Source organism: Heyndrickxia vini (genome assembly GCF_016772275.1).
GTDB classification, from domain to species: Bacteria; Bacillota; Bacilli; order Bacillales; family Bacillaceae_C; genus Heyndrickxia; species Heyndrickxia vini.
Genome location: NZ_CP065425.1, coordinates 2,465,266 through 2,486,744, shown reverse-complemented (window position 1 = coordinate 2,486,744; position 21,479 = coordinate 2,465,266). Strand labels below are relative to the sequence as shown.

Sequence of the window (21,479 nt, the reverse complement as noted above, 5' to 3'; positions counted from 1 at the left end):
CATTAGGATGGAACAACCATCACCAGAAAAACAAGATGAAACGAAGGATAAATCAGCATTAGTAGAAAAGATACAACAACTTGGACAAACGAATGTTCCACAACTTTCACAAGACACTAATATCCATTGCTTAACCATTGTTGGCCAAATCGAAGGCCATATGCAATTACCACCCCAGAATAAAACAACTAAATATGAACATGTCATTCCACAAATTGTAGCAATTGAACAAAACCCAAAAATCGAAGGTCTTCTAGTTATTTTAAATACAGTAGGTGGTGATGTTGAAGCGGGATTGGCCATCTCGGAAATGCTCGCATCATTATCAAAGCCAACTGTTTCAATCGTATTAGGTGGAGGGCATTCAATTGGTGTACCGATAGCTGTTTCTTGTGATTATTCCTTTATTGCTGGAACCGCTACAATGACAATCCATCCAATTAGATTAACAGGTCTTGTCATTGGAGTTCCACAAACCTTCGAATACCTTGACAAAATGCAAGAGAGAGTAATAAATTTTGTTACCCACCATTCAAAAATTGAGGAAGAAGTTTTTAAAGAATTGATGTTTGCAAAAGGAAATCTAACGAGAGATATTGGCACTAATGTCGTGGGTGCCGATGCGGTGAAAACAGGATTAATAGATGAAGTTGGCGGAGTTGGGGAAGCAATGAAAAAACTAAATGAACTAATTGATCTGAATAAATCGCAAAATAGTGCTGAGGGTATGATTCAATGATTCTTTATACTACAACACCAATTGAAATGATTTTTCCTTGTGATCAAACTGTATTTGACAACTACAAAACGATTTCCTATCAGGGTGTTCCTTTAGTTGTTGAGCAAACGGACAACCACTATCGGATCGTACAAATTTTGAGTAGTAATCCAAATGATTTTATGAAAGAAGAGTTGGCTCCGGGGCAATTAATTTCGTTCATTTAATTTTACTAGAATTTCCCCAACTAAAGTAGCTTATGCTATAATAAGGAAAAATGAAAGCAGCCACGAATGGCTGCTTTCTTATATAATATAAGGTTTTGTGAGGGTGAAATAAATGGCGAAAAGGAAGAGGCGGAGTAAAAAATCCCAGCAAATAAAAACAAATATCCGTTTTGAATTAGTTGGTATCATTTTAATAGCGCTTAGTTTAATCTCAATCATAAAGCTTGGAGCTGTTGGTAAATCCCTTGTATATTTTTTTCGTTTCTTTCTTGGAGAATGGTATATGGTCGCTTTAGTTTGTATGATTTTTCTAGCAGTTTATTTAATGATTAGAAGAGATTGGCCATTCTTTTATAGTCGCAGGCTATGGGGAGTATATGTGGCTCTGATAAGTTTGTTACTTTTAAGCCATGTGAAATTATTTGAACAATTAACAGGGGCGGGGCATATTAAGAATCCAAGTGTAATTCAAAATACTTGGAATTTGTTTTGGCAGGAGATAAAGGGTGAAACATCAACACCTGATCTCGGCGGTGGAATGATTGGTGCAGTTTTTTTCGCTGTTTCCCATTTTTTATTTGATTCATTAGGAACAAAAATACTCTGTATTGTATTACTAGTTATTGGATTTGTGTTAATTACCGGAAAATCGGTTGGGGTATTATTCGAAAGAATTGGTCATCGAACAAAAGAATTTGCCGGCCAACAATGGGAAGCTTCTAAAAAAGAATTGCATGAGTGGAAGGCGGAACGAAAGGAAAGAAAAGAGCAAAAACAACCTGTCGCGGATATACATAAACACGATGAAAAACAAACAGTATCTGTAGAACATGATAATGAAATCAAACCAATCATCTCAAGCTTTACCGAAAGAGCATTTCCATTAGACGAAGAGGAAAAGCAAAAACAGGATACAACTGAGAGTGAAGCTATTCAAAAGAAAGCGAATGATGAAATAGTTGAAGATGATATAACTCATAACATAACCTTTACGGAAGTGGAAAATGAGGATTATCAATTACCGCCATTAACATTATTAAAAAGACCGAAGGCGACAGACCAAAGTAAGGAATATCATTTAATTCATGCGAATGCTGCAAAGCTTGAACGAACATTTCAAAGCTTTGGGGTAAAAGCACGGGTGACTCAAGTACATTTGGGCCCAGCGGTTACTAAATACGAAGTACACCCCGATGTCGGGGTAAAGGTAAGCAAAATAGTTAGTTTAAGCGATGATATCGCTTTAGCTTTGGCAGCGAAAGATATTCGGATGGAAGCGCCGATTCCAGGTAAATCAGCAATAGGAATTGAAGTTCCAAATTCCGAAGTGGCAGTTGTTTCTTTACGGGAAGTATTGGAAGCAAAAGAGCTAGATAATCCGGAATCAAAGTTGCAAATTGGCTTGGGCAGAGATATAACCGGGGAAGCGGTACTTGCTGAACTAAATAAAATGCCGCATCTCCTTGTTGCAGGTGCGACAGGAAGTGGAAAAAGTGTTTGTATTAATGGAATCATCACAAGTATTTTAATGAGGGCAAAACCACATGAAGTTAAGTTAATGATGGTCGATCCAAAGATGGTTGAATTAAATGTATACAACGGTGTTCCACATTTATTAGCACCTGTTGTAACCGATGCAAAAAAAGCATCACAGGCCTTAAAAAAAGTAGTTAGTGAAATGGAGAGACGATATGAATTATTCTCCCATACTGGAACAAGAAATATTGAAGGCTATAATGATCATGTAAAACGACATAATATTGAAACTGGTGAAAAACAACCTTTATTACCATATATTGTAGTAATTGTGGACGAGCTCGCAGATTTAATGATGGTAGCTTCAAATGATGTGGAGGATTCAATTACTCGATTAGCACAAATGGCACGTGCTGCAGGAATCCATTTAATTATTGCTACACAAAGACCTTCAGTTGATGTTATTACAGGTGTTATTAAAGCAAATATTCCATCAAGAATTGCCTTTGCAGTGTCCTCTGCGACTGATTCTCGAACAATTCTAGATATGGGTGGGGCAGAGAAATTATTGGGGAGAGGAGACATGCTCTTCCTTCCAGTAGGTGCCTCAAAACCAGTACGCGTTCAAGGAGCGTTTTTATCAGATGATGAAGTAGAAGAAATCGTTGACTTTGTCATATCCCAGCAAAAAGCCCAATATCAAGAAGAAATGATTCCTGATGATGCGCCAGAAGTGGTTGAAACAGTCGATGACGAATTATACGATGACGCTGTTCAATTAATAGCTGAGATGCAAACTGCCTCGGTGTCCATGTTACAAAGAAGATTTAGAATTGGGTATACTAGAGCAGCAAGATTAATAGATGAGATGGAAGTTAGAGGAGTTGTTGGACCATATGAAGGCAGTAAACCACGTACAGTCCTAGTCCCTAAACCATCTGAAGAACAAAGTTCATAGCTATTGGCAAGCGGAAATAAGTATATTTCCGCTTGTTTTATTGTCTGAATATAAACATTTTTCCTTTTAAGTCGCTTTTTTTCGACAAAATGAAAAATTTATATTTATACTAATCGAAAAAAATGTTATAGTATTTTCGATTAGTAGGAATAATTGATCAGAGGTCTGATGTCTTATGAAAGTTTGGTGGGTTCATTTATGTTAATTAAAACAGATAGCCGACATTTATATCTGCTGGTGATCGATCGTCTAAAAAAAGACATTGAAGCAGGAATTTATAAGGAAAAAGAGAAATTGCCATCTGAATTTGATTTAGCAAAACAACTTGGTGTCAGTCGAGCAACCTTACGAGAAGCACTCCGGATATTAGAAGAGGACAATGTGATTACTCGTCGACATGGTGTCGGTACATTTGTTAATTCCAAACCTATTTTTACTTCAGGAATTGAACAATTGTATAGTGTTACAGACATGATTAAACAAGGTGGAATGGAACCAGGAACCATTTTTTTAAGTTCAAAGACCCAAGCACCAACAGAGGAAGATATTCATCGTTTTTCTTGCAATGAAGAAGAGGAGATTGCGGTTATCGAAAGGGTACGAACTGCCAATGGGAATCCAGTTGTCTATTGTATTGACAAAATACCTAGTAGTCTTTTTCCTTTGGAGTTCTCCTATAATGATGGTTCGATCTTCGACATTTTAGAACAACACAATGGCAAGAAGATCACACATGCCGTAACTCAAATAGAACCAATCGGATATCACGATAAGGTTTCCCAAATTTTAGAGTGTGATCCGGAAACTGCATTATTAGTTCTAAAACAACTTCATTATTTTGAAAACGATGAACCAGTTCTATACTCTGTAAATTATTTTAAAGCGGATAACTTTAGTTTTCATGTAGTAAGAAAACGAATCTAGCTTTAATCTATTATTCTACTAAATCAAAAATATAGGGGGTTCAAAAAGTGAAAAAGCGTAAAATTGGATTCGCTCTCTCACTAGTATTAGCTGCAGGAACATTGTTAGGAGCTTGCGGTACAAGTGACAAAGAAGGTACGTCGGGGAAAAATGACAAAAAGGACAATTTCACTGTTGCATTAGTAACTGATGTTGGTGGTGTTGATGATAAATCATTTAACCAATCAGCGTGGGAAGGTTTACAAGAATTTGGAAAAGATAACGGATTGAAAAAAGGTACTCAAGGTTTCGATTACTTCCAATCAAAATCTGATGCAGATTACAAAACAAATCTAAATACAGCAGTTCGTAACGGATTCGATTTAACTTATGGTATTGGTTACAAGTTAAAACCTGCAATTGAAGAAATTGCTGGACAACGTAAAAATAGTCACTTCGCTATTGTTGATGACGTTATTACAGATAAAAAGAATGTTGTAAGTATTACATTTAAAGAGCATGAAGGCTCATTCCTTGTTGGTGTAGTTGCAGGTTTAACTACTAAAACAAACAAAGTTGGTTTCATTGGCGGAACAGACAGTGACTTAATTAATAAATTTGCTGCTGGTTTTCAAGCTGGTGTGAAAGCGGTTAATCCTAAAGCAGATATCAAAATCGATTTTGCAGGTGCATTCGATAAAGCGGACAAAGGACAATCAATGGCATCAGCAATGTACAAATCTGGTATCGATGTTATTTATCATGCTGCTGGCGGTACAGGAAACGGTGTGTTTACAGAGGCTAAAAACATTAAACAAAAAGATCCAAACAAAAATGTATGGGTAATCGGAGTTGACCGTGACCAAGTTGATGAAGGTAAAGTTTCCGTAAATGGAAAAGATTATAATGTTACTCTAACTTCTATGATTAAGCGTGTAGATTTGGCAGTTCAAGATTTGTCTAAAAAAGCTAAGGATGGCAACTTCCCAGGCGGAGAACAAATTGAATATGGCCTAAATGAAGATGCTGTTGGTATTTCGCCATCAAAAGAAAATATCTCTGAAGATGTGCTAAAAGCTGTAGATGAGTGGAAACAAAAAATTATTAAAGGTGAAGTAAAAGTTCCATTAAAACCGACTAAATAATTTCTTATGTGGGATTGAAGCATCGCTTCAATCCCACAAATAAGTTTTAACTGAAGAGTAAAAGTCTACCATTTTTACTTTTCATTTAGAATTTTATTGAGCATCCCCATACAAAATTTTTTAAGATAAAACGAAGTTTACCTTTTTAAGGAGTGGATAGGGTGGAATTTGTCATTGAAATGCTGGGCATTCGTAAAGAATTTCCAGGTATTGTTGCAAATGATAATATTACGTTGCAAGTAAAAAAGGGTGAGATTCACGCACTGCTTGGAGAAAATGGTGCTGGAAAATCAACTCTTATGAATGTTCTCTTTGGTTTATATCAGCCAGAAAAAGGAGAAATTCGTGTAAATGGAAAATCGGTAAAAATAACAAACCCAAACATTGCAAATGATTTAGGGATTGGGATGGTTCATCAACATTTTATGTTAGTGGATACGTTTACTGTCACTGAAAATATTATTCTAGGAAAAGAACCAAAGTCAGGCGGAACGATTGATATTAAAAAAGCTGAAAAAGAGGTTCAGGAGATTTCGCAAAGGTATGGACTATCTGTTAACCCAAAAGCGAAAATTGCTGATATTTCAGTAGGAATGCAACAAAGAGTTGAAATATTAAAAACGCTTTACCGTGGTGCTGAAATTATTATTTTTGATGAGCCTACTGCAGTTTTAACCCCCCAGGAAATAACCGAATTAATTCAAATTATGAAAACATTAATCAAAGAAGGCAAATCAATCATTTTAATAACTCATAAGTTAAAAGAAATTATGGAAGTTTGCGATCAAGTCACGGTAATCAGAAAAGGAAAAGGAATAGGAACAGTATCAGTGGAGGATACGAATCCGAATGAACTTGCTAACCTAATGGTTGGACGTGAAGTTGTTTTTAAAACTGTAAAAAGTGAAGCTAGTCCAAAAGAAAATGTACTTGAAATAAAAGATCTAGTCGTCAAAGATTCTAGAGGGATTGAATCGATAAGAAGTTTAAACCTTAATGTTCGGGCGGGGGAGATTGTCGGAATTGCCGGTGTAGATGGAAATGGACAAACCGAACTAATAGAAGCTATTACGGGATTAAGAAAATCAGAAAGCGGTTCAATTAAACTAAATGGAAAAGAAGTACGAAACTTTAAGCCAAGGAAGATTACGGAATCTGGTGTGGGACATATTCCTGAAGATCGTCATAAACACGGATTAGTACTTGATTTTCCAATTGGTGAGAATATTGTTTTACAAACTTACTATCAAAAGCCCTATTCCAAAGGGGGTATCTTAAATTTTAAACAAATATACAACAAGGCATCGAAAATTATTCAAGAATTCGATGTACGAACTCCTAGTGAATATACTTTGGCACGATCATTATCGGGTGGAAATCAACAAAAAGCAATAATTGGACGTGAAGTGGATCGAAACCCTGATCTTTTAATTGCAGCGCAGCCGACTCGGGGATTAGACGTCGGAGCGATTGAGTTTATTCATAAACGTCTAATCGAACAGCGTGATAATGGGAAGGCAGTGTTATTAATTTCCTTTGAACTAGATGAGATCTTAAATGTTAGTGATCGAATAGCGGTCATTTATGAAGGGCAGATTGTAGCAGTTGTGGATCCAAAAAAGACAACTGAACAAGAACTTGGATTATTAATGGCAGGTTCTAAAGGACAGGAAGTAGGTGAAGAATCAAATGTCTAATCGATTAGTGAATATATTAATACCGGTTGTTTCAGTAATATTAGGATTAATTGCCGGAGCTATCATTATGTTGATAAGTGGATATAACCCTATTAATGGTTACCTGTCCTTATGGAACGGTGCTTTTGGAGATTCTTTCTATCTCGGTGAAACATTACGGCAAGTGACACCATATATTTTTGCCGGACTTGCTGTTGCTTTTGCATTCCGAACTGGACTATTTAATATTGGTGTTGAAGGTCAAATGCTAATGGGGTGGATCGTATCTGTTTGGGTTGGCTTAGCCTTCGATCTACCAAAAATAATTCACTTACCACTTGCCATTATTGCTGCAGCTGTGGCGGGGGCTATATGGGGATTTATCCCGGGACTATTAAAGGCTAAATTTCGTGTTCACGAAGTTATTGTTACCATCATGATGAATTATATTGCATTGCATGTTTCCAACTACATTATTCGTAATGTATTATCAGATCAATCCGATACTACGAAGGAAATTCCTAATTCAGCTTCATTAAAATCAGATTTCTTTCAAAGTATCACGGATTATTCGAGTCTTCATAATGGGATATATCTTGCAATTATTGCCGCTATTATTATGTGGTTTTTACTTGAGAAAACGACAAAAGGTTACGAACTTAGATCGGTTGGATTTAACCAGCATGCATCACATTATGCGGGGATGAATGTAAATAAAAATATTATTTATTCGATGATCATCTCGGGAGCTTTTGCAGGTCTCGCCGGTGCAATGCAAGGTCTCGGTACATTCGGATTTGCTTTCTTACAATCGAGCTTCTCAGGAGTAGGATTCGACGGGATTGCCGTGGCGCTTTTAGGTGGAAATACAGCATTAGGTGTAGTAATCGCTTCCATACTTTTTGGGAGTTTAAGGGTAGGTTCATTAAACATGCCAATTGAGGCTAATGTTCCGAATGAACTTGTAGAAATCGTTATTGCATTAATCATTTTCTTTGTTGCTTCAAGTTATATGATTAAGTGGATCATTACTCGTTTTAAAAGGGAGGTAAAATAAGTGGATTTAATGACAGCACTCGAAATAATAGTATCTTCTTCCCTTTTAGTAGCTGCACCGCTTATCTTTACAGCATTAGGCGGCGTTTTCTCTGAACGTGCAGGTGTGGTTAATATTGGTTTGGAAGGGCTTATGATTATTGGGGCATTTAGTGCAATCGTCTTTAATTTAACATTTGCTGATACCTTTGGGGCTGCAACTCCCTGGATAGCGTTAATTGTGGCGATGGTTGTTGGCGGAATCACATCATTACTCCATGCAGTTGCCTCTATTACATTTAGGGCAGATCAAACAGTTAGTGGTGTTGCGATAAACTTTTTAGCATTAGGCCTTTCATTATTTTTAGTAAAAAAGTGGTATGGTAAGGGTCAAACGGATTTTATTAAAGAAAATTTCCATAAAATCGATATTCCTGTTTTAAAGGACATTCCAATCGTTGGAGATCTTTTCTTCAGTAATGTAACGTATGCATCCTATCTTGCAATTATTCTTGCATTTGTTGTTTGGTTTATTATCTATAAAACCCCATTTGGCTTACGTCTCCGTTCGGTTGGAGAACATCCGGCTGCGGCAGATACAATGGGGATTAATGTTACAAAAATGCGTTATGTAGGTGTCATGTTGTCTGGTGTGTTCGGTGGTCTTGGTGGAGCTGTATATGCGCAGACAATTACTTTAGATTTTAGTCATTCGACAATCACTGGACAAGGTTTTATGGCTTTAGCAGCTATGATTTTCGGTAAATGGCATCCACTTGGTGCAATGGGGGCGGCATTGTTCTTTGGCTTTGCCCAAAGTTTGAGTATTGTCGGAGGAGATATCCCATTCCTCAAAGATATTCCAAGTGTATATTTATTAATCGCTCCATATGTACTAACGATATTAGCCTTAGCAGGATTTATCGGTCGTGCAGATGCACCTAAAGCAAGTGGTCTTCCATATATTAAAGGCCAACGATAAATTTCGAAAAAGCCCAGAAATGTTTTCTGGGCTTTTTTATTAGGTAAATACTTGTAGGACATTATCTATAACATGTATAGTAAGAATAACTTCATAACAAAATAGTATAAGAAAGTAAAAGGAGGATTGGCTATGGCTGTTGCAAACGATCAAACGATTAAGAAAAATGGTTATACGTTACATATCGTGAAAACAAATAAATATAAAACTAATACACTTGTTTGGAAAATGAAGGCTCCACTAACTGAAGAAACGGTAACACTTCGGGCATTATTACCAAATGTGTTGCAAAGTAGCACAAAGCAATATCCGACAACTACCGCATTACGAAGCTACTTAGATGATTTATACGGTGCCGGATTTTTTGTTGATTTAGCAAAAAAAGGTGAATATCATATCATGTCTTTTTCAATAGATATTGCCAATGAAAAGTTCCTCAAAGATCCTACACCATTGCTTCAAAAAGGAATGAATTTCTTGTCGGAAGTATTATTAAATCCAAACATAGAAAACGAATCTTTCCATTCCGAAACAGTAGAAAAGGAAAAAAGAACATTAAAACAAAGAATCCAATCAATATATGATGATAAAATGCGATACTCCAGTGTCCGATTAGTGGAAGAAATGTGTAAAGGTGAAGCTTATGCCCTTGATGCAAATGGTCTGAGTGAAAAAGTTGATGAAATCACTCCCAAAAGTTTATATGACTATTACCAAAAAGCAATCAATGAGGATGAATTGCACTTATATATTATTGGTGATGTGGATGAAAAAGAAGTGGAAACATTTTGTGAAAATCTACAATTTAAGGACCGCTCACCAGTTAAATTAGAAAACCGGAATAGCGTTCAAATTGATGAGGTAAAAGAAATAAAAGAAAAACAAGATGTTAAGCAAGGAAAATTAAATATTGGTTACCGTACAAATGTCCAATTTGGTGATGATGATTACTTTGCCTTACAGGTTTTTAACGGAATCTTCGGTGGCTTTTCACATTCAAAACTATTTATAAATGTCCGTGAAAAAGCAAGTTTAGCTTATTATGCTGCAAGCCGTCTTGAGAGTCATAAGGGCTTATTAATGGTAATGAGCGGTATCGAAGCTAAGAACTATGATCAAGCTGTTACAATTATTCGCGAACAAATGGAAGCAATGAAAAATGGGGATTTCTCGGACCAAGAATTAGTTCAAACGAAAGCGGTTATTAATAATCAGCTTCTGGAAACTACGGACACATCAAGAGGTTTGGTAGAGATACTTTATCATAATGTAATTGGGCATCAAAACTTAACAGTGGATGACTGGATAGCAGGAGTGAACAATGCTTCGAAAGAAGATATTACGAAAGTAGCTGAAAAGATTGAATTGGATACAATCTATTTCTTAACAGGAATGGAGGGAAATGAATCATGAAAAAAATTGAATTTGAACAATTAAAAGAAACGCTTTATTATGAAAAAATGGAAAATGGTCTAAATGTTTATCTTTTACCTAAAGAAGGTTTCAGTAAAACATTTGCTACATTCACGACAAAATATGGTTCCATCGACAATGATTTTGTCCCATTAGATTCGAATGAATTCAAAAGAGTACCTGATGGCATTGCCCATTTCTTAGAACACAAATTATTTGAAAAGGAAGATGGCGATGTATTCCAACAATTTAGTAAGCAAGGGGCTTCAGCCAATGCGTTCACTACTTTCAATCGAACAGCATATTTATTTTCTAGCACATCCAATGTTGACAAAAATTTAGAAACACTAATCGATATGGTACAAAGCCCTTATTTTACTGAGAAAACAGTAGAAAAAGAAAAAGGGATTATTGGCCAAGAAATTACGATGTATGATGATAATCCGGATTGGCGTTTATACTTTGGCGTCATTGAAAATATGTATCAGCATCACCCGGTAAAAATAGATATCGCTGGAACTATTGAGTCTATATCACCTATTACAGATAAACTATTGTATGAGTGCTATCATACCTTTTACCATCCAAGCAATATGCTTATCTTTGTTGTTGGACCAATTAATCCAGATCAAATCATGACACTGATTCGTGATAACCAAAAGAAAAAGAATTATAAAGAAATGTCTGAAATTAAGCGTCGTTTTGAAAATGAACCGCCACAAGTAGCTGAAAAGAAACGTATATTAAAAATGAATGTGCAAACGCCAAAATGTCTAGTTGGTGTAAAAGCATGTGATGTTAATCAAACTGGAGAAAAAATGTTAAAAAATGAATTAACAATTAATATTTTACTTGATATTCTTTTCGGGAAAAGCTCAGAAAATTATTTTGATTTGTATAATGACGGATTAATCGACGAAACATTCTCCTATGACTACACACAAGAAGAAGGATTTGGGTTTTCGATGGTAGGAGGAGATACAGAAAAACCAGATGTTTTGGCCGAAAAGCTACAAAAAATAATGTTAGACGCTAAAAACGGTCAACATATTAGTGAGAAGGCACTTGAGAGGACGAAGAAAAAGAAAATTGGCGGATTTTTAAGACAACTAAATTCTCCCGATTTTATCGCAAATCAATTTACGAGGTATTCATTTAATGAAATGAATCTTTTTGATGTTGTACCAACATTGGAGAAAATTACTTTTGTCGACTTACAAAGCGCGGCAGAACAGTTCTTCAAAGAAGACCGCTTTACGGTATGTCAAGTTGTCCCAAATAAATAAACCGATAATAGAGTAAAACTCGGAAATTCCGGGTTTTTCTTTTTCGATGTTATGTTAATTAGGAGAGTTTAGATGAAAAAATATGTATTAATAACTGGTGCTAGTGGGGGAATAGGGAAAGCAACGGCCATTGAATTGGCTAAAAAAGGATGGAACTTATATTTACACTACAATCAGAACACAGTCGCAGTAAAGCAATTGCTAAACGAACTCACTCCATATGACGTGGAATTAATTCCTATTCAAGCAGATCTTTCAACAGATGAAGGAATTGAAAAACTCATAAATAACATTTTTCACATCAATGCCATATGTTATGTAAGTGGGATTTCACATTATGGATTATTTATTGATACGCCTGATGAAATTCTCAATAAAATGTGGAAAATCCATATGTATGCACCTATGAAAATCATTAAAGAACTTTTACCGAAATTAATGAGAAATTCTACCTCCCAAATTGTATTGGTTAGTTCCATATGGGGGCAAACGGGTGCTTCGTGTGAAGTAGCATATTCTACTGTTAAAGGGGCACAGCTCGCTTTTGTAAAAGCTTTCAGTAAGGAAGTAGCACGGAACGGAGTACGTATCAATGCAGTAGCACCCGGTGCCGTTGACACGAATATGCTTGCTATGTTCTCACAGGAAGAAAAGCTGGAGATTGAAGAAGATATTCCGATTGGACGATTTGCCAGTCCAAACGAAGTGTCTAACACTATTTCCTTCTTACTTTCAGAAAAATCATCGTATATAACAGGACAAGTTTTATCCGTTAACGGTGGATGGTACACATAAAAAATTATGAATAAAAACAGCCTCCTTGAGAGAAAATAATTTGGAACTTACTAAAGGAGGTTTGAACAAATGTCAGTATTAGACAACTGGAACCAATGGAAAGATTTTCTCGGAGACCGATTAAATCAAGCAAAACAACAAGGAATGTCTCAAGATACGATTAACCAAATGGCAGAACAGGTAGGAGACTATCTTTCTCAACAAGTTGATCCTAAAAATGAGCAACAAAGAGTTCTTTCCGACCTATGGTCTGTCGCTTCCCAAGAAGAACAGCAAGCTATTGCTAACGTAATGGTAAAGCTTGTTCAAAACAATGGAACACACTAATAGAATCAAAATTACTTGAGGGGAAAAACCCCTCTTTTTTTATATATTGTTCCAAAACAGAACACCAAAATGCTGGCACTAGAACGATTAGCAGCTGCATAGTTTATTAACGAAAAAATTTCGTTCATTTTTTCATTTCTTACTGAATAGGCTACTTTTTCCTTTCATCTTATAGTAAAATCATTTATCATATAAGCTAGATGATTTGAAAAAAGATTGGTGGGGGTTTATGTGGATCGCAAAGAATGGTATTTAGAATATGAAATTCAAATAAACCGACCAGGGTTATTAGGTGATATTTCATCCTTATTAGGTATGCTTTCTATAAATATAATTAGCATTAATGGCGTAGATGATGGCCGACGGGGTCTTTTGTTATTAGTGAAGAATGAAGAACAAATCGAAAGATTAGAATCAATATTAGCAACAATGGAAACAATTAAAATAACAAAAATTCGTGAACCAAAATTACGTGATAAATTAGCGGTTAGACATGGGAGATACATACAAAGAGATGCAGATGACAAGAAAACCTTCCGTTTTATTCGTGATGAATTAGGATTGCTCGTTGATTTCATGGCTGAATTGTTTAAACAGGAAGGTCATAAACTGATAGGAATCCGTGGGATGCCACGTGTGGGAAAAACAGAATCTGTCGTTGCTGCAAGTGTTTGCGCAAATAAAAAATGGTTATTTGTATCTTCTACATTATTAAAACAAACCATTCGAAATCAATTAATTAAAGACGAGTATAGTTCCGAAAATATTTTCATACTTGACGGGATTGTTTCCACTCAACGTGCAGATGAGCGGCATTGGCAGCTAGTAAGGGAAATTATGCGGCTATCTGCGGTAAAGGTAATTGAACATCCTGACGTATTCGTCCAAAATACTGAATATTCGTTGGAAGACTTTGACTATATCATAGAATTGCGTGATAGCCCTAATCAAGAAATTACATATGAAGTAATTGAAAATAATAATTTTTTTAGCGATTCGGGTTTTGGAGGATTTGATTATTAGATTGGCAGGTGTTAATGTGTGACAGAATTAGGGAGTCGACTGAAAGAAGCTAGGCAGGCTAAAGGCCTAAGTTTAGATGATTTACAAGAAATGACAAAGATTCAAAAACGATATTTAAAAGGCATTGAAGAAGGAAACTATGATATGATGCCTGGGAAATTTTATGTTCGGGCATTTATTAAACAGTACGCGGAAGCTGTAGGCCTTGAAACAGACCAAGTATTCGATGAATATAAAAATGAAGTACCTGAAGTTTATCATGAAGAATTACCAGAACAAATTTCTCGTGTTCAATCGAGAAAAACTGTTTCTCCAAGTTCTTCGAAAATTCTTGATCTATTTCCAAAAATATTAGTAGCTGTGTTTATAATTGCTGCAATATTTCTTATCTGGTTTTTAGTAACAAAATATTCGGGATCAAACAATAAGGAAAAACTCGGAGGAACAAAAGAAACACCGATCGAGTCTTCAGAGGTTAAACAAAGCAATAAACCTGCAGAAAAGAATGACAAGCAAAATAATAACAAAGATAATAGCATAGAAAAAACGCAAGATGAAACAAATAAAACGGTTGAAGAACCAAAACAAAAATTAAAAGTTGTTAATACTAGTGGGAAATATTCCACATACCAACTATTAAACACTGATAAATTTGAAGTTAAGTTATCATCCAATGGTGAAGCTTGGGTTGGTGTAACAAACGATTCAGGACATTCCTATTTTAATGGGATATTGAAAGATGGACAAAGCCAAACAATTGATCTATCTAAAGAAAAACAAATAATACTTAATATCGGAAAAACTCCTGAAACAGATATATATATAAATGGTGAAAAATTTGATTATCCAAATGATAACTATACACAAAAAATAACAATTCAATTTGAACCATCAAAAACTGAATAGTCATCAATTGATGGCTATTTTTCTTGCAAATATTAATTTTAGTAAGAGATAATATATTTAAGAAGCTTTTTATAGACAAGTATAGATTATGGAGGAAAGATTTGTGAACTTACCAAATAGAATCACTGTATTACGAGTTTGTTTGATACCCATTTTTGTCATTGTTATGGTGGCACCATTCAATTGGGGAACGATAGATCTAATCAATGCTGAAATGCCAGTTACCCATTTTGTAGCTGCTCTAATTTTTATCGTAGCATCTGTGACTGACTTTATTGATGGTCATTATGCTAGAAAACATAATTTAGTAACGAATTTAGGAAAGTTTTTAGATCCATTAGCTGACAAATTACTTGTTTCTGCAGCTTTTATTATTTTAGTTGAACTAGGTACTGCACCATCATGGATTATTATTATAATTATCAGTCGTGAATTCGCTGTAACAGGATTAAGAGCTATTTTAGCTGCCAGTGAAGGAGAAGTTGTAGCAGCAGCAATGCCAGGGAAAATAAAAATGTGGACTCAAACAATTGCTATTGCTTTAATGCTTTTGCATAATTTTCCTTTTGGTGAAGATGGGTTTCCATTAGCGAATATTGCACTATGGATTTCATTAGTTTTCACTATTTGGTCCGGATGGGATTATTTATATAAAAATCGTCATGTTTTTGTTAATTCTAAATAAGAATATTAATATTAGAAAGGGCGATGTTTAATTGAAGGCTGAAATTATCGCAGTAGGATCAGAGCTCTTACTCGGACAAATAGTTAATACAAATGCAAAATATATCTCAGAGCGTTTAGCTGAAATTGGAGTAAATGTATATTACCAAACAGTTGTTGGCGATAACCCTGTTCGATTAGAGCAAAGTATAGAAATAGCTGAAAATCGTGCGGATTTAATTATATTTACAGGTGGACTTGGACCTACTAAGGACGATTTAACGAAAGAAACGATTGCAGCCCATATCGGAAAGAAACTCGTAACTGATCACGACGCAATGGTTTCAATTGAACAATATTTTCAAAGAACGAAACGTGTGATGACAGAGAATAATAAAAAACAAGCGCTTGTGTTGGAAGGTGCGATAGTTTTACCAAATGAGAATGGGATGGCACCGGGGATGTTTTTAAAAAATGGATTGCATTTCTATATGCTCTTACCTGGACCGCCACATGAAATGGAACCTATGTTTATTAACTATGGCAGAAATGCAATTTTAGAGACCTTAGATGAACATCAAAAAATAGAATCCAGAGTTCTTCGTTTTTTTGGAATTGGTGAAGCACAGTTGGAGACGGAAATTGTAGATATTTTGGATCGTCAAACAAACCCCACAATTGCTCCGTTAGCATCTGAAGGCGAAGTGACCTTGAGAATTACTGCCAAGCATCAATCAAGTAGTGAGGCGTGGAAGTTAATACAACAAGCGGAAGAAGAAATTCTTCTTCGAGTAGGTGATTATTTCTATGGATATGATGATACATCATTAATGCAAGAATTAATTACGTTATTAAATAAAAATAACCAAACCATCGCGTGTGCAGAAAGCTTGACTGCTGGCTTATTTCAATCAAATATGGGTAACTTTTCCGGAGTTAGCTCTATATTAAAAGGCGGTGTCGTTTGTTATACAAATGAAGCAAAAATGAAACTAGTGAACGTCAAAAAAGAAACACTTTCACATTATGGGGCTGTAAGTAAAGAATGTGCTGCGGAATTAGCCGAAAATATTATGTCAGAACTAGATTCAACAATCGGGATAAGTTTTACTGGAGTCGCGGGACCGGATCCATTAGAGGGAAAACCTGCAGGAACTGTATGGATTGGAATTGCACAAAAAAATAAAGCAACCAAAACTTTTCTTTTAGAATTAGCAAGTTCAAGAAATAGTAATCGTATACGAACAATGAAATATGGGTGTCATTATTTAATTAATGAACTTACAACATAAAGAATGGCCATGCCATTCTTTTGTTTTTTTTTTAACTATTATTTTATTATCAGTACCCATCTGTACTGGATTATTATTTTTTTCCTAAGGTGAAAATTTGAAAATCACCCATTTTTTTTGATGAAAATAGACGAATAAATGTTCGACTTTTTACTTGGCAAACTAGTAAAAAACAGTTATAGTTAAAGAAAGTAGATTTGCAAAAACAAATCCGTTAAAATAGCGCAATTAAAAGGGAGGAAATATATAGTGAGTGATCGTCAAGCAGCCCTAGAAATGGCTTTGAAACAAATAGAAAAACAATTCGGTAAAGGTTCCGTTATGAAACTAGGAGAACAAACAGATAGAAGAATTTCAACAGTTCCTAGTGGATCACTTGCACTTGATGTTGCATTAGGTGTAGGTGGGTACCCAAGGGGTCGAGTGATTGAGATTTACGGACCTGAAAGTTCAGGTAAAACAACAGTAGCCTTACATGCTATTGCTGAAGTACAGGCAAAGGGTGGCCAAGCAGCATTTATCGACGCAGAACATGCACTTGATCCTGTGTATGCCCAAAAATTGGGTGTAAATATTGATGAATTGCTTTTATCTCAACCTGATACTGGTGAGCAGGCCCTTGAAATTGCTGAAGCACTTGTACGAAGTGGTGCAATTGATATTATCGTAATTGATTCCGTTGCTGCACTTGTACCAAAAGCTGAAATTGAAGGTGAAATGGGAGATTCTCATGTTGGTTTACAAGCGCGTTTGATGTCGCAAGCATTGCGTAAACTTTCAGGTGCAATCAATAAATCAAAAACAATTGCGATTTTCATTAACCAAATTAGGGAAAAAGTAGGCGTTATGTTTGGTAATCCCGAAACAACACCTGGAGGACGTGCATTGAAGTTTTATTCTTCCGTACGTCTTGAAGTACGCCGTGCCGAACAATTAAAGCAAGGTAACGATATTGTAGGTAATAAAACAAAAGTAAAAGTTGTGAAAAATAAGGTTGCACCGCCGTTCCGTGTGGCTGAAGTAGACATTATGTACGGTGAAGGGATTTCTAGAGAAGGTGAAATCATTGATATGGCGTCCGAACTTGATATTGTTCAGAAGAGTGGATCATGGTATTCATATAACGATGAGCGATTAGGTCAAGGGCGTGAAAATGCAAAGCTTTTCTTAAAAGAAAATCCTGCGGTTCGTGATGAAGTTATGTATAAAATTCGTGATCATTACGGTTTAGATGATGAAAAGGTAGCTCCAATCGAAGAAGAGCAAGAAGAACTAGATTTATAAGATGTATCTATGCAAAGTCATAAAACGTGACTTTGCAATTTTTTTACACTTTTGAAATAATCGCATTTTTCGTTAAAATTTCATACTTTTTGACATATAATGTTAATAAACAAGGATAAGCCCTTGACAATAAAATGACACAACTATAAAATTAGTATGTATAATTTTATTTTTTTAAAATTGATTTTGAAGCCCTAGCGCTGTATATTGAAACCTATGTAACAATGTAACAGCCGACATGTTTGAAACATGATAAAAGATCATAGCAAGAGGAGGTGAAATGATGGAACCTATTAGTGTAATCATCTCCATTTTGCTTGGCCTCGTCGGTGTAGTTGTTGGTTATCTTTTACGCAAGTCCATTGCTGAAGCAAAAATAGCAGGAGCAAAAAATGCCGCCGAACAAATCATTGAAGATGCGAAGCGTGAGGCAGAAGCTTTAAAGAAAGAAGCCCTGTTAGAAGCGAAGGATGAAAATCATAAACTTCGTACTGATATTGAAAGTGAACTTCGTGAACGAAGAAATGAATTGCAAAAACAAGAAAATCGATTATTGCAGAAGGAGGAGAACCTCGACCGCAAAGATGAATCTTTAGATAAGCGTGAAGCGACGCTTGAAAAGAAAGAGGACTCTCTTAATCAAAGACAACAACATATAGAAGCGATGGAAAGCAAAGTGGATGAGATGATGCAGAAACAAAAGACTGAACTTGAACGCATCTCTAGCCTAACCCGTGACGAAGCAAAAGCGATTATTATCAAAAAGGTAGAAAATGAGCTTTCGCACGACTTAGGAATGATGATTAAAGAAAGCGAAAATCGCGCGAAAGAAGAAGCGGATAAAAAGGCAAAAAACATCCTTTCACTTGCCATTCAACGATGTGCTGCGGAACATGTTGCAGAAACAACAGTCTCTGTAGTGAATCTGCCGAACGATGAAATGAAAGGACGAATTATCGGTCGTGAAGGACGGAATATTCGAACGCTTGAAACGTTGACTGGTATTGATCTTATAATAGATGATACACCTGAAGCAGTTATTCTTTCAGGTTTTGACCCTATTCGTAGAGAAACAGCGCGTATCGCATTAGAGAAATTAGTTCAAGATGGCCGCATCCATCCAGCACGAATCGAAGAAATGGTGGATAAGGCAAGACGCGAAGTAGACGAACATATCCGAGAAATTGGTGAGCAGACTACTTTTGAAGTCGATGTACATGGTCTCCATCCAGATCTAATCAAAATATTAGGTCGAATGAAATTCCGTACAAGTTACGGACAAAATGTATTAAAACATTCTATTGAAGTCGCCCATTTATCAGGCCTTTTAGCGGCTGAATTAGGGGAAGATGAAAGACTTGCCCGCCGAGCAGGACTTCTTCATGATATTGGAAAAGCTGTTGATCATGAAGTTGAAGGAAGTCATGTGGAAATTGGGGTTGAGCTAGCGACTAAGTACAAAGAACACCCAGTAGTTATTAATAGTATAGCTTCTCACCATGGTGATACTGAGCCAACTTCCATTATCTCTGTATTAGTTGCCGCTGCAGATGCATTGTCGGCAGCAAGACCGGGGGCTCGTAGTGAAACTTTAGAAAACTATATTCGACGACTTGAAAAGCTAGAAGAAATATCTGAATCATATGATGGTGTCGACAAATCATTTGCGATACAAGCAGGACGAGAAGTACGAATCATGGTTAAACCAGAACAAATTAATGACCTTGAGGCACATCGCTTAGCTCGTGATATACGGAAGCGAATAGAAGGGGAATTAGATTATCCTGGACATATAAAGGTAACAGTTATTCGTGAAACAAGGGCTGTTGAATATGCAAAATAAAGTGGTGTACTCTACACCGCTTTATTTTATTTTTGCGCTTTGATATAAATGAAAAGTTCGTGCAATAATAGTATGAGTACATAATTTTTTTATTGGCTGTGTAAAGATTTTTACACTTTTGATTGGATCGGTAGATGCGAAGCGCCCGCAGAAAGCGAGTACCTGTAGCTTAAAATCAATAGTTTAACAGCGACCTTAAATTAAGATTTATCCAAGAGTAGAGAGGAAACACATACATGAAAATATTATTTGTTGGGGATGTAGTTGGCTCCCCGGGACGGGAAATGATTTCAGAATACTTACCTAAATTAAAATCAAAATATCGTCCTGAATTAACGATTGTCAATGGTGAAAACGCCGCTGGAGGCCGGGGAATTACGGATAAAATTTATCGGCAATTTTTAAACGATGGGGCAAACATAGTTACTTTAGGTAACCATTCATGGGACAATAAAGACATATTTGAATTCATTGACCAAGCCAAATACTTGGTTAGACCAGGGAATTTTCCTGAAGGAACTCCCGGAACAGGGGTATCTTTTGTCAAGGTTAATGGAATTGAAGCAGCAGTTATAAGTTTGCAAGGGCGTACATTTCTGCCGGCAATCGACTGTCCCTTTAAGACAGCGGAAGAGCTGATTAAAAAAGCAAAAACGAAAACCAATATTATATTTGTTGATTTTCATGCAGAGGCAACAAGCGAAAAGCAGGCGATGGGCTGGTTTTTAGATGGTAAAGTTACTGCGGTAGTTGGTACACATACACATGTACAAACAGCTGATAATCGGATATTACCGAATGGAACTGCCTATTTAACTGACGTAGGGATGACTGGTCCATATGACGGGATATTAGGTATGGAACGTGGAGCAGTTATAAAGAAATTTATAACAAGTCTGCCAGTTCGATTTGAAGTGCCTAAAGAGGGTAGAAAGCAGCTTAGTGCCTGTCTTATTGACTTGGATAGGAAGACTGGAAAAGCGAATAAAATAGAAACTATTCTTATAAATGACGATCATTTATTTATAGCAGAGTAAATTTTTTTCATAAAAACATCCTCTTTTTTCGAACAAGCCGGAATAGAAATGATTTTGTGTGAATATAGTAGCAATGGAATGATTATACCAGGATTGTTCACACACAAATTGGACATTCGGTATTGGGAAAATACAAGGAGGAGAAGAAATGGAAATATTAAAAGTTTCAGCAAAGTCTAATCCTAATTCTGTAGCTGGTGCACTTGCCGGTGTTCTTCGTGAAAGAGGTGGGGCAGAAATTCAAGCAATCGGTGCAGGCGCATTGAATCAAGCCGTAAAAGCTGTGGCCATTGCAAGAGGTTTTGTTGCACCAAGTGGTGTTGATTTAATATGTATTCCAGCTTTTACAGATATTTTAATTGAAGGGGAAGAAAGAACGGCGATAAAGTTAATCGTTGAACCAAGATAACACAACCAAAATCATTCAAGGAGCCTAGTATTCACTAAGCTCCTTTTATTTTTCTAATATTTGACCTTTTTTCGACAAAAA

20 protein-coding genes are annotated in these 21,479 nt (G+C 36.0%); all 20 read left to right on the top strand.

What is annotated here, in order from left to right; genetic code table 11:
* Positions 1-7: 7 nt before the first annotated feature.
* The gene (locus I5776_RS12420; protein WP_202780785.1) at positions 8-739 is read left to right on the top strand and encodes a ClpP family protease; all 732 of its coding nucleotides are present in this window, start codon (positions 8-10) and stop codon (positions 737-739) included.
* The gene (locus I5776_RS12415) at positions 736-945 is read left to right on the top strand and encodes a YlzJ-like family protein (protein WP_202776722.1); all 210 of its coding nucleotides are present in this window, start codon (positions 736-738) and stop codon (positions 943-945) included. Before I5776_RS12420 ends, I5776_RS12415 begins: the two co-directional genes overlap by 4 nt.
* Positions 946-1,057: 112 nt before the next feature.
* The gene (locus tag I5776_RS12410; protein ID WP_202776721.1) at positions 1,058-3,379 is read left to right on the top strand and encodes an FtsK/SpoIIIE family DNA translocase; all 2,322 of its coding nucleotides are present in this window, start codon (positions 1,058-1,060) and stop codon (positions 3,377-3,379) included.
* 198 nt (positions 3,380-3,577) lie between these two features.
* Positions 3,578-4,303 carry a GntR family transcriptional regulator gene (locus I5776_RS12405; protein ID WP_202776720.1) on the top strand — a complete coding sequence of 242 codons (726 nt, stop codon included), beginning with the start codon at positions 3,578-3,580 and terminating at the stop codon, positions 4,301-4,303.
* A gap of 47 nt (positions 4,304-4,350) precedes the next feature.
* Positions 4,351-5,427: a BMP family lipoprotein gene (locus I5776_RS12400; RefSeq protein WP_202776719.1), complete on the top strand. Its 1,077-nt coding sequence runs from the start codon at positions 4,351-4,353 to the stop codon at positions 5,425-5,427.
* Between the two features lie 161 nt (positions 5,428-5,588).
* Positions 5,589-7,124 carry an ABC transporter ATP-binding protein gene (locus tag I5776_RS12395; RefSeq protein ID WP_202776718.1) on the top strand — a complete coding sequence of 512 codons (1,536 nt, stop codon included), beginning with the start codon at positions 5,589-5,591 and terminating at the stop codon, positions 7,122-7,124.
* A complete protein-coding gene (locus tag I5776_RS12390; protein WP_202776717.1) occupies positions 7,117-8,160 on the top strand; it encodes an ABC transporter permease in 1,044 nt (347 codons plus the stop codon). Before I5776_RS12395 ends, I5776_RS12390 begins: the two co-directional genes overlap by 8 nt.
* Positions 8,161-9,120 (top strand): ABC transporter permease, encoded by a 960-nt coding sequence (locus I5776_RS12385; RefSeq protein ID WP_202776716.1) that lies wholly within the window; start codon positions 8,161-8,163, stop codon positions 9,118-9,120. It begins immediately after the preceding gene.
* Between the two features lie 132 nt (positions 9,121-9,252).
* Positions 9,253-10,533, top strand: a complete 1,281-nt coding sequence (yfmF, locus tag I5776_RS12380) for an EF-P 5-aminopentanol modification-associated protein YfmF (protein ID WP_202776715.1) — start codon at positions 9,253-9,255, stop codon at positions 10,531-10,533.
* On the top strand, positions 10,530-11,819 hold the full coding sequence (gene yfmH / locus I5776_RS12375; protein ID WP_202776714.1) for an EF-P 5-aminopentanol modification-associated protein YfmH: 1,290 nt from the start codon (positions 10,530-10,532) through the stop codon (positions 11,817-11,819). Before yfmF ends, yfmH begins: the two co-directional genes overlap by 4 nt.
* A gap of 72 nt (positions 11,820-11,891) precedes the next feature.
* Positions 11,892-12,614, top strand: coding sequence for an elongation factor P 5-aminopentanone reductase (ymfI, locus tag I5776_RS12370; RefSeq protein WP_202776713.1), 723 nt, complete (start codon positions 11,892-11,894; stop codon positions 12,612-12,614).
* A gap of 69 nt (positions 12,615-12,683) precedes the next feature.
* Positions 12,684-12,941 (top strand): DUF3243 domain-containing protein, encoded by a 258-nt coding sequence (locus tag I5776_RS12365; RefSeq protein ID WP_202776712.1) that lies wholly within the window; start codon positions 12,684-12,686, stop codon positions 12,939-12,941.
* 231 nt (positions 12,942-13,172) lie between these two features.
* The gene (locus tag I5776_RS12360; protein WP_202776711.1) at positions 13,173-13,964 is read left to right on the top strand and encodes a DUF3388 domain-containing protein; all 792 of its coding nucleotides are present in this window, start codon (positions 13,173-13,175) and stop codon (positions 13,962-13,964) included.
* An 18-nt stretch (positions 13,965-13,982) separates the two neighbouring features.
* On the top strand, positions 13,983-14,870 hold the full coding sequence (locus tag I5776_RS12355) for a helix-turn-helix domain-containing protein (RefSeq protein ID WP_202776710.1): 888 nt from the start codon (positions 13,983-13,985) through the stop codon (positions 14,868-14,870).
* 103 nt (positions 14,871-14,973) lie between these two features.
* On the top strand, positions 14,974-15,555 hold the full coding sequence (gene pgsA / locus I5776_RS12350) for a CDP-diacylglycerol--glycerol-3-phosphate 3-phosphatidyltransferase (RefSeq protein WP_202776709.1): 582 nt from the start codon (positions 14,974-14,976) through the stop codon (positions 15,553-15,555).
* A gap of 31 nt (positions 15,556-15,586) precedes the next feature.
* Complete coding sequence (locus I5776_RS12345) at positions 15,587-16,825, top strand: competence/damage-inducible protein A (RefSeq protein WP_202776708.1); 1,239 nt, start codon at positions 15,587-15,589, stop codon at positions 16,823-16,825.
* 249 nt (positions 16,826-17,074) lie between these two features.
* Positions 17,075-18,109: a recombinase RecA gene (gene recA, locus I5776_RS12340; protein WP_202776707.1), complete on the top strand. Its 1,035-nt coding sequence runs from the start codon at positions 17,075-17,077 to the stop codon at positions 18,107-18,109.
* Between the two features lie 283 nt (positions 18,110-18,392).
* A complete protein-coding gene (gene rny, locus I5776_RS12335; protein ID WP_202776706.1) occupies positions 18,393-19,952 on the top strand; it encodes a ribonuclease Y in 1,560 nt (519 codons plus the stop codon).
* A 236-nt stretch (positions 19,953-20,188) separates the two neighbouring features.
* A complete protein-coding gene (locus I5776_RS12330) occupies positions 20,189-20,989 on the top strand; it encodes a TIGR00282 family metallophosphoesterase (RefSeq protein WP_202776705.1) in 801 nt (266 codons plus the stop codon).
* Positions 20,990-21,137: 148 nt separating this feature from the next.
* Complete coding sequence (gene spoVS / locus I5776_RS12325) at positions 21,138-21,398, top strand: stage V sporulation protein SpoVS (RefSeq protein ID WP_058002725.1); 261 nt, start codon at positions 21,138-21,140, stop codon at positions 21,396-21,398.
* The last annotated feature ends 81 nt before the right edge of the window (positions 21,399-21,479 follow it).

Excerpts from the sequence above, each read along its gene's own strand:
- I5776_RS12420 (WP_202780785.1), top strand. The coding sequence starts at position 8 with ATGGAACAACCATCACCAGAAAAACAAGATGAAACGAAGGATAAATCA.
- I5776_RS12415 (WP_202776722.1), top strand. The coding sequence starts at position 736 with ATGATTCTTTATACTACAACACCAATTGAAATGATTTTTCCTTGTGAT.
- I5776_RS12410 (WP_202776721.1), top strand. The coding sequence starts at position 1,058 with ATGGCGAAAAGGAAGAGGCGGAGTAAAAAATCCCAGCAAATAAAAACA.
- I5776_RS12405 (WP_202776720.1), top strand. The coding sequence starts at position 3,578 with ATGTTAATTAAAACAGATAGCCGACATTTATATCTGCTGGTGATCGAT.
- I5776_RS12390 (WP_202776717.1), top strand. The coding sequence starts at position 7,117 with ATGTCTAATCGATTAGTGAATATATTAATACCGGTTGTTTCAGTAATA.
- yfmF (WP_202776715.1), top strand. The coding sequence starts at position 9,253 with ATGGCTGTTGCAAACGATCAAACGATTAAGAAAAATGGTTATACGTTA.
- yfmH (WP_202776714.1), top strand. The coding sequence starts at position 10,530 with ATGAAAAAAATTGAATTTGAACAATTAAAAGAAACGCTTTATTATGAA.
- ymfI (WP_202776713.1), top strand. The coding sequence starts at position 11,892 with ATGAAAAAATATGTATTAATAACTGGTGCTAGTGGGGGAATAGGGAAA.
- I5776_RS12365 (WP_202776712.1), top strand. The coding sequence starts at position 12,684 with ATGTCAGTATTAGACAACTGGAACCAATGGAAAGATTTTCTCGGAGAC.
- rny (WP_202776706.1), top strand. The coding sequence starts at position 18,393 with ATGGAACCTATTAGTGTAATCATCTCCATTTTGCTTGGCCTCGTCGGT.
- I5776_RS12330 (WP_202776705.1), top strand. The coding sequence starts at position 20,189 with ATGAAAATATTATTTGTTGGGGATGTAGTTGGCTCCCCGGGACGGGAA.
- spoVS (WP_058002725.1), top strand. The coding sequence starts at position 21,138 with ATGGAAATATTAAAAGTTTCAGCAAAGTCTAATCCTAATTCTGTAGCT.